This window comes from Thermonema rossianum DSM 10300, assembly GCF_000426825.1.
Taxonomy (GTDB): Bacteria; Bacteroidota; Bacteroidia; order Cytophagales; family Thermonemataceae; genus Thermonema; species Thermonema rossianum.
In genome coordinates, this window is record NZ_KE384579.1 from 280,354 (window position 1) to 293,577 (window position 13,224).

Here is a 13,224-nt window from a genome sequence, read left to right on the forward strand (position 1 = left end):
AAGGGCAGGTGCAAAAAAATGACGAACTTTCTGCCATCTTTTTAAATTGAAAGGCAAAAAAAAAAATCAAGCGCTAAATTTTATTGATTGACCATGAGTAAAAAAATCATGCTTACCGGAGCCACCGGTTTTATTGGCGAACGTCTGACACGCCGCCTGTTGCAACAAGGCATGGAAGTGCGGGCGCTATGCCGGAATCCCAAAAAAGCACGTATGTTGTTGCCACCGGAGGTTTCCATTGTTGAAGGCGACTTGGATGCCCCCGCTGCCCTGCAAAAAGCCATGGATGGCTGCGAGGAAGTGTATCATTTGGCCGCTTATGCCAAAGTATGGGATAAGGACCCGCAGGCTTTTTATCGTGTGAATGTGGAAGGGGCAGAGCGTGTGCTGCAAACGGCTTTGGCCTGTGGCGTGCGGCGTGTGGTGTTTACTTCCACTGCAGGTGTGTTGGGACCGTCGCCCGATGGCAAAGCCGTGGATGAATCGCAAAAGCCTGTGGTGTTATCTACTGAATATGAGCGTACCAAAGCAGAAGCCGAGCGCATCGCACAGCATTATTTGGATAAAGGTTTGGAGATTGTCATCGTAAACCCAACGCGCGTTTTTGGACCGGGGCAACTGAACGACAGCAACGCCGTCACCAAGTTGATTGCTCTTTACAGCAAAGGCAAGTTCCGTTTTTATCCCGGTAGTGGGCATCAGTCGGGCAATTATGTTTATGTGGAAGACGTGGTGCAAGGGCATTTGCTTGCCATGGAAAAAGGGCGCATCGGCGAGCGTTACATATTGGGCGGGCACAATGTGTCTTACCGTGAGTTCTTCGACAAGGTGGCAGAAGTGTTAGGCAAGCGCTATCGTATGTTTCCCTTGCCTCTGTCTTTGATGATGGGCATTGCACGCTTTGAGCAGTGGAAAGCCGATACCTGGGGGCGCCCCCCCTTGATAACCCCGCCTTTCGTGCGGAAATACCACTACGATTGGCGGGTAAGCATAGAGAAAGCGCGTCGTGAGCTGGGCTATGAAGTAACGCCCTTGGAAACAGCCATCGCCGAAACGCTCCGTTGGCTACAAGCGGCCGTTTGAGGCAAGGGCTATTTTTTGCGTATGAGATAAATGCCGTCCCGTATAGGAAGAAGTACCTTCTCTACACGCGGATCGCGACTTACATATTCGTTGAACTCCATGATGCTGCGGGTGGCCGGATCTTTGGCTTGTGAGGCATCCACCACCTTGCCACTCCACAACACATTATCGGCAAGCAGGAAGCCACCCGGACGCATCTTGGGGAGTAAAAGGTCATAGTAAAGACGGTAATTTTTTTTGTCGGCATCTATAAAAGCCAAATCGATGGAGCCGGGCAGTGTGGGAATAATATCAGCGGCATGCCCGATAAGCATTTGTATGCGGTCTTGCATATCGGCTTTTTGAAAAAAAGATTCGGCAAAACCTTTGAGTTCCTCATTGACATCAATGGTGATGAGCCGGCCGTTCTCTGCCAGTCCTTCGGCAAGGCACAGCGCCGAATAACCGGTGTAAGTGCCAATTTCTACTATCAATTGAGGTTTTATCATGTGCGAAATCAGGCTTAACAGGCGCCCTTGCAGGTGTCCTGAAAGCATACGTGGCTTAAGCACTTTTAGGTGTGTTTGCCGGTTGAGGTCATAGAGCACTTCCGGCTCGGCAGAGCTATGCCTTTCTGCATACTCTTGAATGGCTTTTGGTATGAAATCCATTGTGAATACTTGTTTTGCTTTTAATTTCTTGGAAAAGTGGAAAGATTTTTGTATATATTATGGAGTGTCGACTATCAAAATATTTTCAGAATCATGATTTACGTAGGAACCAAAGAAGAAAACTCCACTTTTATTGCTTTCATCTCCAAAAACAAAAAGCGACTGCAAGAAAAAGGCTTGAAATTCATCCGCAAATTCAACACGGAGCAGCAAGCCATTATGTGGGTAAATGAAAACTTCTTCGTTAATGAGAAACGGTATTTGTAAACTGTTCAATGTCTTTCTCTTGCAGTAAGAAACGTTTCCTGACTTCCGGGGAAGGAATCATACAGCTGTCTTTTTTGCCAAACCATCTATAGCGGTTGCGTGCAATGAGTTTGTAAACCACATCGCGCAGGGGTGCAGGAATCAGGCGCAAGATGCCCAGTGCTTTCCACCGGCCGCCCAGTCCTTCGCCTATGCGCAAGGCAGCTGTTGAGTGGGAATATATCTTGTCGTTGCTTAGCAATACCAAACTATCCAGGTAATCGTCCGGCAGGTGATAAGCCTTGAGCAGCTGTTTGCCCAATGCTTCCTGCAAGGGCACAAACAAATACCGCTTTTTTTTGTCATGGCGTATGATGAAATTGACACTGCTATTGCAAAAGTTGCATACGCCATCGAAAAGCACCAGCCGTTTGTCCGCTTGCCATAAGATACGCAGTTGTTCTTTTATCTGAGCAGGTGAATCCATCCTCTATAGGTTTTTTCAGAGTTTTGGGGGTCCACGCGCAAGAAGCGCACCTTGGCACTGTAGTAATACACGCCGGAAGGCAGCTCATTGCCGCCGTCGCTGTTGCCATCCGGATTATAGCGGCCGTCCCAGTTGATAGCCGGGTCGGAAGGAGAGTAGAAAACGCGTTTTCCCCAGCGGTTGACCACCTCAAATTCTATACTTTCCACAAACAACAGGGGCTCGAGGGGCGTGAACACATCGTTAATGCCGTCGCCATTGGGCGTGAATACATTGGGCAGCTGAAACTGAATACAGTTATCTATACATACTTCATTGCTGAAATCGCTTTCATTGCCTGATTGGTCAACGGCTGTCACCACGTAGCAGCCGGCCAGAGAGCTGAGCCCCCCATGGGTGAAGGTAAACTGTGTGCCGTTTACCTCGGCTATGGGCGTGCCATAATCGGCATCGATGGTTGGTTTATAGTAAATGCGGAAAGCCGAAATATTGGAAGGCTCATATTCGCAGCCGTTGAAGGTTTCACCACAGGTGCCGCCGCCGTTGTTGCCATTGTCGAGTGTCCATTGCAGTTGATTGCTGAAGGGAGGACCGGCAGAAAAGTCAAAGGTTTCACAATCTATGTTTTGAATAGTGAGCACAGGCGGGCAGGGCGGTATTTGGTCGTCGGGTTGCCCGTTGTTTACCTGCGAGCGATTCAGCAGGGGAACACTTAATGAGGGATACTCATTGGTGATATCGTCGTTGTAATAAGAACCGCGCGTAAGCACATAATAAAAATAGGTCGTGTTGTCTTGTCCGGCATCGGTATCGGTATAAATGCCATATTCCGTAACGCTAGGCATAAACTGCGCCAGCAGGCTAAAACTACCGCTTGTGTTCAGGCTGCGAAAAATATCATGGTTTTGCAAGGCATTGCTCCATGGGGTATTGTAGTCCCAGCGCAAGTCGATACAGTTGCTTTTGGGGGTTAAACTAAGCCACACGGTAGAAGCCACATCCGATGAATCGACGAACACGGCACTGTTTGCATCGGTGGCGTTGCCGAAAAAAGCAATGCGGTAATGATAGCTTTTTTCGGCTGTGTTCAGCCCGTTGTCAGTAAAAGAGATAATATTACGGTCAGCCGGATTGACATTGTACAGGCTGAATACCGGCGTATCTGTATTGCCATCCAAGCCCTCGCCCCGGTAAACCACATAGCCAAAAGGAGCAGGAGGGGTACCATTGGGAAACTGAAACGGCTGAATGAAGTTTACTTCTATGCTGCCGTTGGTAGCATCTGTATTGAGCACATCTACTTTGGTAAACAAAGGTACATCAATGGCTAAGGCTACACACACTTCATCGGAAGCATAGCTTTCACCGCCGGCCGGTGGCGGAAAGACCGCAGAAATACGGTAGCTGTAGCGGCGTCCTACCTTCACGCTTTTATCGGTGTAAGAAGTGGCGGTAGGAGGCAGCTCGGCAATAGCCACATAACCTTGCCCATCGGGCGCACCGGTGTCGCAGTTCATGGGGTTGCCCGTAGAGCAACCGTCTTTACGCCATACAATGAGCTTTTGTGCTTTAGCAGCACACACATAGGGGTCCCATGTAAGGGTAATTTCATCGTTGGCATTGTCCACATTGGCTTGAAGGTTCACAGGCTTGGGACCTACCACTTTTATGTTCCATACTTTGATGTCCACAAGTGGGTCGCCCAAGCTGGGGGGCGGGTTGTCTTGAGCTTTGAACACTATTTGATAGGGTTGTGCGCGGATATGGTCGCAGGAAGGTGCCCACTGAAAGGTGCTACCATCGAAGGAGGCTTGTGGCGTGGGAAAGTTGCTGTCGAATACCTGTCCCGTAGCCGTGATTTGCACACTGTGGCCGTCGGGGTCGGTGGCTGTGATGGTCTCGTTGAGGGTTTCTTGTGTGGCAGCCACGCACGCATCCCCGGGGACTTGTAATAACGGACGGCGGTTCTGTGTTTCGGTGACCACAATTTGCATGTCACGCACCACATAGCCCAAAAACACATAGCTGACCTGCCCTTGAGAGTTGACCACCTTACGCCATTCTTCAACCTTAATGGCAATATTGACACAAGAGCCGTTGGCAAGGCCGCCGGGTGCATCCCATGTGACGGTGCCGGTTACAGGGTCTATGCCGTAAAAAGGCGTGCCGCCCGATTCGGAGATGCTGCTGAGGTAGTTGTCCAACGAAACATAGTTGGAAACTTCTGTATCAAAGTCTTTTTTGGGAGTAATCAGCTTGAATGAAAGGCTGTCACCGTCGGGGTCATAGGCTGCGGGGTTGTGCAGGAATTTTTGTCCCAAGGCAGCCTGATCTACCGGAGGAGCCAGCAAGACGGGGCTGCTGTTAAGCCCCACAAATGGTTGAATAACCAGTTCGGACTCAACAAACAAATCGGTTTCCAAGGCATTGCTCATATTGACGGTACAGCCGTTGCGGAACTGCTCGCGGTAACCCAAGCGGTAGGTGCCTGCACCGGGGAAGGTATAAGTAAACACGTAGCGTACACGGGTGATGAGCGGTGCCACCTGCACTTCATCCAAGAGTGGGGCCGTCAGCGACACCCCCCCGGGTTGTATTACCAAAGTGGCTTCGGGGTCGGCGGGTACCCCGCGCGTGTCTCTATATACAATCAGGGTGATGCGGTAGGTAAGTGAGTTAGGGTCCAGTTGTGAGGCAGTGATTTGGCCCGCACGCAGGTGGGTGGCATGCAAGGTGCCCAAAGCCCCAAGCAATACAAACCCTGTGAGAAGAAGATGGCGAAAGATGGTATGCTGCTGTTTCATAGTCGATAGTTAATACGCTGCCCAATGGAAGGGTAAAACCAAAACAAAACAAATTTACAATATGTTGCCATATTCGGAAACGAAAAAGGAGTTTGTTTAGATACATTCAAAATAAAACCATGCTTTTGCTTTCTATCGGGCAGTAGTGTAAATTTGGAGCGAACAATTAAAACAACTTTCCTAAACGGTTCATTTATACTTTAAAAAAGCTAAACAAAAAAAAAACTATGAGTTGGATAGCTGAAACGCTCACGAGTTCGGTGGGGCGCAAAGTAATCATGGCGCTTACCGGCTTTTTTTTGATTCTCTTCATCATTGTGCACCTGTCGGGTAACCTGCAGCTGCTTTTGAACGATGGCGGAGAGCAGTTCAACAAGTACGCACACTTCATGGGGCACAACCCTCTGATTCAAACAGTTTCCATTCTGAACTTCACCTTCATTCTTCTGCACGTGATTACATCTATCATCTTGACGCGTCGCAACAGCGAGGCGCGCCCGGTGAAGTACCATGTGTCGCGCATGCAGAACAGCAGTACTTGGGCTTCGCGCAATATGGGCTTTCTGGGCTCTATTATTTTCATCTTCCTGGTAGTGCATCTCGCCAACTTCTGGTTCAAAATGAAGTTTGGTGGGGTACCCATGGTGGAATATGACGGAGTGCAGTATAAGGATCTGTTCACTGTAGTGAAAGAAGCCTTCCAACAAGAGTGGATAGTCATTGTTTACGTGGTGGCAATGGTAGCTTTGGGCTATCACCTCTCTCACGGTTTTATGAGCGCTTTCCGTACTTTCGGTTTACATCACCGTAAGTACAACGGTTTTATCAAAGGACTGGGTATTGCTTTCTCTATTGCCGTAGCCATCGGCTATGCCATCATCCCTGTTATCATCTATTTCAGATACTAACCAAACGATTAAAACAAGCAGACTATGAGCACTGTAGCAACTGATATAAAACTGGACGCTAAGATCCCCGAAGGACCCTTAGCCGAAAAATGGGAAAAACACAAGTTCAACATTAAGCTGGTAAACCCTGCCAATAAACGTAAATACGATATCATTGTAGTGGGTACCGGGCTTGCCGGTGCTTCGGCTGCCGCCACATTGGCAGAGCTGGGCTACAATGTAAAGGCATTCTGTTTTCAAGACAGCCCGCGCCGTGCTCACAGTATTGCGGCACAAGGGGGTATCAACGCCGCTAAGAATTACCAAGGCGACGGCGACAGCATCTTCCGTTTGTTCTATGATACCATCAAAGGGGGTGACTATCGTTCCCGCGAAGCCAACGTGTATCGCTTGGCGCAAGTAAGTGTTAATATCATCGACCAAGCCGTGGCACAAGGTGTGCCCTTCGCCCGTGAATATGGTGGCTTGCTTGCCAACCGCTCATTTGGTGGTGCACAGGTGTCCCGTACTTTCTACGCCAAAGGGCAAACCGGGCAACAGCTGCTGTTGGGTGCCTATTCTGCCTTGATGCGTCAGGTAGCTGCCGGCAAGGTGCAGCTCTTCCCCCGCACCGAGCTGCTGGATGTGGTGTTGGTCGATGGAAAGGCCCGCGGTATCGTTGCCCGTAACCTGATTACCGGTAAGATAGAGTCTCACTCGGCACATGCCGTGGTGCTGGCAACCGGTGGATACGGCAACGTCTTCTATTTGTCAACCAACGCCATGGGGTCTAATGGTTCGGCTGCATGGCGTGCCTATAAGAAAGGGGCTTTGTTTGCAAACCCCTGCTTCACTCAGATTCACCCCACCTGTATTCCTGTGTCGGGGCACTACCAGTCGAAACTGACCCTCATGTCCGAATCGTTGCGTAACGACGGACGGGTATGGGTGCCCAAAACAGTAGAAGACGCCGAAAAAATTCGCCGGGGTGAACTGAATCCCAACGATCTGCCCGAAGATCGCCGCGATTATTATCTCGAGCGCAAATATCCTTCGTTTGGTAACTTGGTACCGCGTGATGTGGCTTCGCGCAACGCCAAATATGTGTGCGATGAAGGGCGTGGTGTTGGTCCTACGGGTTTGGCTGTATTCCTCGACTTCCGCGATGCCATCAAGCGCGACGGCAGAGCAGTGATTGAAGCCAAGTACGGCAACCTTTTCGACATGTACATGCGCATTACTGGGGAAAACCCCTACGAAGTGCCCATGAAGATTTACCCGGCCGTGCACTACACCATGGGCGGCTTGTGGGTAGATTACAACCTGATGACCACCATTCCCGGCTTGTATGCCATAGGTGAATGTAACTTCTCTGACCACGGTGCCAACCGATTGGGAGCCAGCGCTTTGATGCAAGGCTTGGCAGATGGTTACTTCATCTTGCCCTACACTATTGGCGACTATTTGGCACGCATGCCTTACGACAAAGTGCCGACTACTCATCCTGCTTTCAAGGATGCCGAGCGTGAGGTGGAAAACCGCATCAAGAAGCTGTTGAGCATCAACGGTAAGCGCACGGTAGATGAGTTCCACCGCGAGTTGGGCAAAATCATGTGGGATTACTGCGGCATGTCGCGTAATGCCGAAGGCTTGACCAAAGCCCGTGAAATGGTAGTGAAGCTGCGCGAAGAGTTCTGGTCTGACCTCAAGATGGTAGGCGTGAACGAAGAGTTCAACCAAACCCTGGAAAAAGCCTTGCGCGTGGCTGACTTCTTCGAATTGGCAGAGCTTATGATTATCGACGCCCTGCATCGCAATGAATCTTGTGGCGGTCACTTCCGTGAAGAATATCAAACGCCTGACGGCGAAGCCTTGCGTAACGACGAAGAATATGCCTACGTGGCAGCATGGCAGTATACCGGTGACGGCAACGAGCCCGTCTTGCACAAAGAACCGCTGGTGTTCGAAAACGTGAAGCTAACCCAAAGAAGTTACAAATAACAAACCCCCAAGAGCTATGAAACTGACTCTCAAAATATGGCGTCAAAAAGATGCAAACGATAAAGGGCGTTTCGTTACCTATCAGGTGGACGACGTGTCGCCCGATATGTCTTTCCTCGAAATGCTGGATGTGCTCAATGAAAGCTTGATTCATAAAGGCGAGGACCCGGTAGCTTTCGACCACGATTGCCGCGAGGGTATATGTGGTATGTGTAGCCTCTTCATCAACGGTAAGCCGCACGGGCCTGAGCAAACCACCACCTGCCAGCTGCACATGCGTAGCTTCAAAGATGGCGATACCATTGTGATTGAGCCTTGGCGTGCCAAGCCCTTCCCTGTGGTAAAAGACCTGGTGGTGGACCGCAGCGCTTTTGACCGAATCATTCAAGCAGGTGGTTACATTTCTGTAAACACAGGCTCGGCACAAGATGCCAACAATATTCCTATTCCGAAAGACAAAGCCAGCGAGGCTTTCGACGCCGCTACCTGCATCGGTTGTGGTGCTTGTGTGGCAGCTTGTAAGAACGCCTCGGCTATGCTGTTTGTGGCTGCCAAAGTATCTCACTTGGCATTGCTGCCGCAAGGGGACCCCGAGCGGGCCATCCGGGTATCGAAAATGGTAGCCCAAATGGATGCCGAAGGCTTCGGAGCCTGCACCAACACCGGCGCTTGCGAAGCGGAGTGCCCCAAAGGCATTTCAGTGAAAAATATCGCGCGTCTGAACCGCGAGTTCCTGCGTGCCAAGTTTATTGAAGAGGTGGACAAGCCTCTCGAAGAACTGGCAGAAGGAAAATAAAAAAGTTGCAAACCATAAAATGGCGGCTTGTCTTCGGGCAAGCCGCTTTTCTTTTTTTAAGAAGGTGCAAAGGGCACTTTTGTGCTGTTGATAAAAAAATAAAAAGACAAAATGGCAGTTTTTATGCCTTTTTGTAAGCGGGTATAATCTTTGAAGTTGTTTATTTACAAAAGGCAGGCTTTTCTTTAACTATTGGCTGCCTTTTGTTTACTTGAAAATAAAATACCAAAAAGGAGGAACAGGATATGGAATTTATCGATTACTATAAAGTGTTGGGGGTAGATAAAAACGCATCAGCCGACGAAATTAAAAAAGCGTACCGGAAACTGGCGCGCAAGTACCACCCGGACGTAAACCCCGACAATCTGGAGGCAGAAGCCAAGTTTAAGCAAATCAATGAAGCTTACGAAGTGCTTAGTGACCCCGAAAAACGTAAAAAATACGATCAATTTGGGGCACAGTGGAAGCATGCAGACCAGTTCAATCAGCAATATGGCGGACAGGGCGGATACTACACTTATACCAATTTTGGAGACTCGGACTTTGGCGAATATTCCGACTTTTCAGACTTCTTTAAGACCATTTTCGGTGATATGTTCACGGGAGGCGGTGGGCGCCGCCGCACGCGCATGTCTATGAAAGGCGAGGATGTGCGGGCAACGGTTTCGTTGCCGCTGAGCGAAACACTAAGCACGCACAAGCGCGTCATAGAGTTCAACGGAAAGAAATTGCGCATTACTGTCCCTGCCGGTATTAAAGACGGGCAGACCATCCGTATTAAAGGACAAGGCGGAGCAGGGGTGAATGGAGGTCCCAATGGTGACCTTTACATTACCTTCCATATTATACCGGATCCTCGTTTCCGCATAGAGGGCGAAGACCTGCACATGACGCATGAAGTGGATTTGTACACCTTGATTCTGGGCGGTGAAACCGAAATAGATACCCTTTACGGGCGTGTGCGGGCTAAAATAAAACCTGAAACACAAAACAACACCAAAATTAGATTGAAGGGCAAAGGATTGCCCAAATACAAGCAAGAGGAGCAGAAAGGCGACCTTTATGTGACTTTACAGGCTCGGTTGCCGCAGGGGTTGAGCGAGGAAGAAAAGGAGCTGTTCCGTCGATTGGCTGAGTTAAGAAAACAAAAAGCATAAACCTATGGCACGTATTCATATTCAACGCATTATAGAATATTATGAAGTGCCCGCTTCTGTGTGGGACGAGTTGGTTGATTTTGGCTTGATACCATTGGTACATACCGAAGAAGGCGATTTTGTAGAAGAGGATATGTTGGGGCATGTGGAACGGGTGTTGCGCTTGGCTTTAGATTTGGGCGTCAATAAAGAAGGTATTGAAATTATTTGCCGCATGCGGGAGGAGCTGAGCCGTGCCCGCCGCGAGCTGCTAAGCATGCGTTATCATGCCCGCTTGCCCCAAGACAACAACGGACGCCCCATGGATTATATGAATTAGCTGGTAAATATGTTTGATGTAAAATAAAAATAGACTTCCCCATTTCAACAGGGAAGCCTATTTGATTTTGTGCTCGCGGGGGGATTCGAACCCCCACGCCCTAACGGGCACCACCCCCTCAAGATGGCGTGTCTACCAATTCCACCACACGAGCTTTCTTTGGTGGCCTTTTGCGATGGCAAAGGTATAATGATTTTGCTAATCGTGCAAGCAGTTTTGATAATTTTTTAAACCAAAAGAGGCACCTGCAGGTGCCTCTTTCCGGATATGTAAGTGCTTAGTATCTGAGTACCATGGCTATGCGGTCATATTTGTCCAGCGTGCCGTCCGGCACAAAAATTACTTGCCCGCCAAACTGCAATACTGTTTCCACTATGTCATCTACCAGGTCGTCGATAACGCCCGGTGCTTTGGGGTCCACATCGAAAAACAGTTGGTTGTTTTCTATTTTGGCAGCTTGTTGGTAATTTTCTTCCACAAACAGCAAGCGCCCGCGCCCTTCTTGAGCGGTGCGATACACTTCATTGATGCCGGCAGCTGCTAACTTGTCTTTGAAGGCTTTTTCCAGTTCGCCAAGCATTTCCTGACGACGCTCTTTTAAAAACTGCTCTACGATGGCTTGGGCTTTGGGAGCTATTTCATGAGCTTTGGCATCGTCATAATTGCCTTCCACGCTGCCAATAATAAGCTGTGGATGATCGGCTACTTCTTTGTAATAACCTATATTTTTGGCATCGCCGAAAAGTACCAAATGCCCGCTTTTGTTTTCTTTGTAGATTTCCCAGAACAGTTTATCGGCACGATTGAAGAATTCCTTGATTTTGTTTTCTACTTCATGTGCGTTGCCGCTATCAATTATTTTCTTCTCATTAAACTCGGGCTCCATCGGGAAACCGCCTTCGGTTACTTCTTGCAAATGGGTGCCTATACCTGCAAAGAGGCGCACTTTGGTTTTGCTTAGCACCATGGCATAATAGTAATCGGTTTTATGCAGCGCACGCAGGATGTCGCGTATTTCAAAAGAGCCATCTACCACCGTGCGGGCTTCCGGGCTTACGGGCAGTCGTAGATACTCGCTTACCGAAGGGCTTACAAACAAAGCCAAGCCCTCAGTGTTGTATTGATGGTCAATTTGAGCTGCCAAGGCTTCCAGCTTATTGTAAAGCGCTTCTGCTTCTTTTTTATCCATCTCTTTTAAAAGACGCTCTTTCACCTCCTTCATGAGGTCTTTGAGCAAAACAGGGTCTTGAGCGTTGTCGGGGTGTGTGCGGTGCGTGGGCATGGTAATGGTTACACAAGGGACCTCACGCACTTGCATTAATTCTTTCAACAACTTGGTGAGTCGTTTGTTACTTACAGAAGTCATAGTAATTCCTCCTTTTTTTTAGTTGAACATGTTTGGTTTAAGATACAATCTGCCTTATGCTACTTCAAAAAGTGTGCACAGGCGAACGGCTGTGTTATCTTGTCATTAAGCAAAAGGTTTTTTTGTCAAAATTTCAGTTTTTGCTTTGGCGGTAATGACAAATTTTCGTACCTTGCATAATACACAACTGCAATTTTCGATTTATATCTTCATTTCACCATTGACCAATATCATCTGCAAGTATTTTTACCCCATTTTCAATTTATATTTATTCAATTATCATCATCAATTATTTGTTTTATGAGTCAATTCACTCCGGTTGCTTTTGCACGCAACCAAGCCAACGGATTCAGTACGGAGCTTCGCAAACGGGTGAAGCAGTACTTTCAGGAGAACCAACTGCCTAAGCAAGGTAGCTGGCCTGTGCATTTTAAAGCCATTCTCTGGCTTTCTGCCTATTTGGTTCCCTATTTCTTGATTCTTACCGTGGATATGCCTTTGTGGACAGCATGGCTATTGACCGTAGTCATGGGAATTTCCATGGCGGCTGTCGGTCTCAATACGATGCATGATGCCAATCATCAAACCTTTGCCAAAAGCAATCGCCTTAATAAGTGGGCGGGGGCAACACTTGCTCTTTTTGGGGGGAGTCCACTCAATTGGCGCATTCAGCACAATATTTTACACCACACCTTTACCAATATTCCTCATAAAGACGAGGATATATCAGTAGGGGGGCTGTTTAAGTTTACGCCTTCGGAAAAAACACGCTGGTTTCATCGCTATCAACATTTATATGCTCCTTTCTTCTATGCTTTGATGACCTTGGCATGGACTGTGCATAAGGACTTCCGCCAATTGGTAAATTACCATCGCATGGGTTTGCTGCACAGGCAGCGCACCACTTTTGCCAAAGAGCTGGTGAACAATATCTTGATTAAGCTCTTTTACTATGGCTACATGGTGGTACTTCCCCTGTGGGTGCTGGATATGGCGTGGTGGCAATGGTTGATTGGTTACTTGACCATGCATTTCGTAGCCGGTCTGTTGCTGGCACTGATATTTCAATCGGCACATGTAGTGGAAGAAACCGACAAGCCAATGCCTACCGAAGGACAGATAGAAGAAGAGTGGATGGTGCATCAGCTGCGCACGACTGCCAATTTTGCAACGAGAAGCCGCTTTTGGAACTGGTTCTCCGGTGGCTTGAATTATCAAGTAGAACACCATTTGTTCCCTAATATCAGTCATGTGCACTATCCGCGCCTGGCAAAGATAGTAAAGCAATGTGCACAAGAGTTTGGGGTGCCCTATCATGAAGCGCCTACATTTGCGCGTGCTGTCAGCTCTCACTTCCGCACTTTGAAGCAGTTGGGCAGAAGTTGAGCCTAAGGTTCAGGATATAAAAAAAGGGCTGTTCCCCGCGCG

Annotated in this window: 12 protein-coding genes and 1 tRNA gene; 8 read left to right on the forward strand and 5 right to left on the reverse strand. The window is 48.5% G+C overall.

What is annotated here, in order from left to right:
• Positions 1-93: 93 nt before the first annotated feature.
• A complete protein-coding gene (locus K384_RS12820; protein WP_038032896.1) occupies positions 94-1,083 on the forward strand; it encodes an SDR family oxidoreductase in 990 nt (329 codons plus the stop codon).
• An 8-nt stretch (positions 1,084-1,091) separates the two neighbouring features.
• Here K384_RS12820 and K384_RS12825 read toward each other — a convergent pair whose 3' ends face one another.
• On the reverse strand, positions 1,092-1,787 hold the full coding sequence (locus K384_RS12825; RefSeq protein WP_262509250.1) for an O-methyltransferase: 696 nt from the start codon (positions 1,785-1,787) through the stop codon (positions 1,092-1,094).
• Between the two features lie 39 nt (positions 1,788-1,826).
• Between K384_RS12825 and K384_RS13880 the strand changes: the two genes are divergently transcribed.
• A complete protein-coding gene (locus K384_RS13880; protein WP_169737661.1) occupies positions 1,827-2,000 on the forward strand; it encodes a hypothetical protein in 174 nt (57 codons plus the stop codon).
• Here K384_RS13880 and K384_RS12830 read toward each other — a convergent pair.
• Both K384_RS12830 and K384_RS12835 read right to left on the reverse strand, forming a co-directional pair.
• A complete protein-coding gene (locus tag K384_RS12830; RefSeq protein WP_051633405.1) occupies positions 1,978-2,466 on the reverse strand; it encodes a thiol-disulfide oxidoreductase DCC family protein in 489 nt (162 codons plus the stop codon). The two genes, K384_RS13880 and K384_RS12830, sit on opposite strands and share 23 nt — an antisense overlap.
• A complete protein-coding gene (locus K384_RS12835; protein ID WP_038032898.1) occupies positions 2,445-5,270 on the reverse strand; it encodes a T9SS C-terminal target domain-containing protein in 2,826 nt (941 codons plus the stop codon). The genes K384_RS12830 and K384_RS12835 overlap by 22 nt, the downstream gene beginning before the upstream one ends.
• Before the next feature lie 227 nt (positions 5,271-5,497).
• Here K384_RS12835 and K384_RS12840 point away from each other — a divergent pair, with 227 nt between their 5' ends.
• From K384_RS12840 to K384_RS12860, 5 genes are all read left to right on the forward strand, one after another.
• On the forward strand, positions 5,498-6,178 hold the full coding sequence (locus tag K384_RS12840) for a succinate dehydrogenase cytochrome b subunit (RefSeq protein ID WP_038032899.1): 681 nt from the start codon (positions 5,498-5,500) through the stop codon (positions 6,176-6,178).
• Between the two features lie 45 nt (positions 6,179-6,223).
• On the forward strand, positions 6,224-8,158 hold the full coding sequence (locus K384_RS12845; RefSeq protein WP_038033044.1) for a fumarate reductase/succinate dehydrogenase flavoprotein subunit: 1,935 nt from the start codon (positions 6,224-6,226) through the stop codon (positions 8,156-8,158).
• 16 nt (positions 8,159-8,174) lie between these two features.
• Complete coding sequence (locus K384_RS12850) at positions 8,175-8,954, forward strand: succinate dehydrogenase/fumarate reductase iron-sulfur subunit (RefSeq protein ID WP_038032900.1); 780 nt, start codon at positions 8,175-8,177, stop codon at positions 8,952-8,954.
• Positions 8,955-9,199: 245 nt separating this feature from the next.
• Complete coding sequence (locus K384_RS12855) at positions 9,200-10,111, forward strand: DnaJ C-terminal domain-containing protein (protein ID WP_038032901.1); 912 nt, start codon at positions 9,200-9,202, stop codon at positions 10,109-10,111.
• A 4-nt stretch (positions 10,112-10,115) separates the two neighbouring features.
• Complete coding sequence (locus K384_RS12860) at positions 10,116-10,430, forward strand: chaperone modulator CbpM (protein WP_038032903.1); 315 nt, start codon at positions 10,116-10,118, stop codon at positions 10,428-10,430.
• A 70-nt stretch (positions 10,431-10,500) separates the two neighbouring features.
• Here the strand turns inward: K384_RS12860 and K384_RS12865 are convergent.
• Both K384_RS12865 and K384_RS12870 read right to left on the reverse strand, forming a co-directional pair.
• A tRNA-Leu gene (locus tag K384_RS12865) sits at positions 10,501-10,584 on the reverse strand.
• Between the two features lie 123 nt (positions 10,585-10,707).
• Complete coding sequence (locus K384_RS12870) at positions 10,708-11,796, reverse strand: AOC03_06830 family ribosome hibernation factor (RefSeq protein ID WP_038032904.1); 1,089 nt, start codon at positions 11,794-11,796, stop codon at positions 10,708-10,710.
• A gap of 300 nt (positions 11,797-12,096) precedes the next feature.
• On the opposite strand from K384_RS12870, the gene K384_RS12875 reads away from it, so the two are divergent.
• On the forward strand, positions 12,097-13,182 hold the full coding sequence (locus tag K384_RS12875) for a fatty acid desaturase family protein (RefSeq protein WP_038032906.1): 1,086 nt from the start codon (positions 12,097-12,099) through the stop codon (positions 13,180-13,182).
• Positions 13,183-13,224 lie beyond the last annotated feature (42 nt).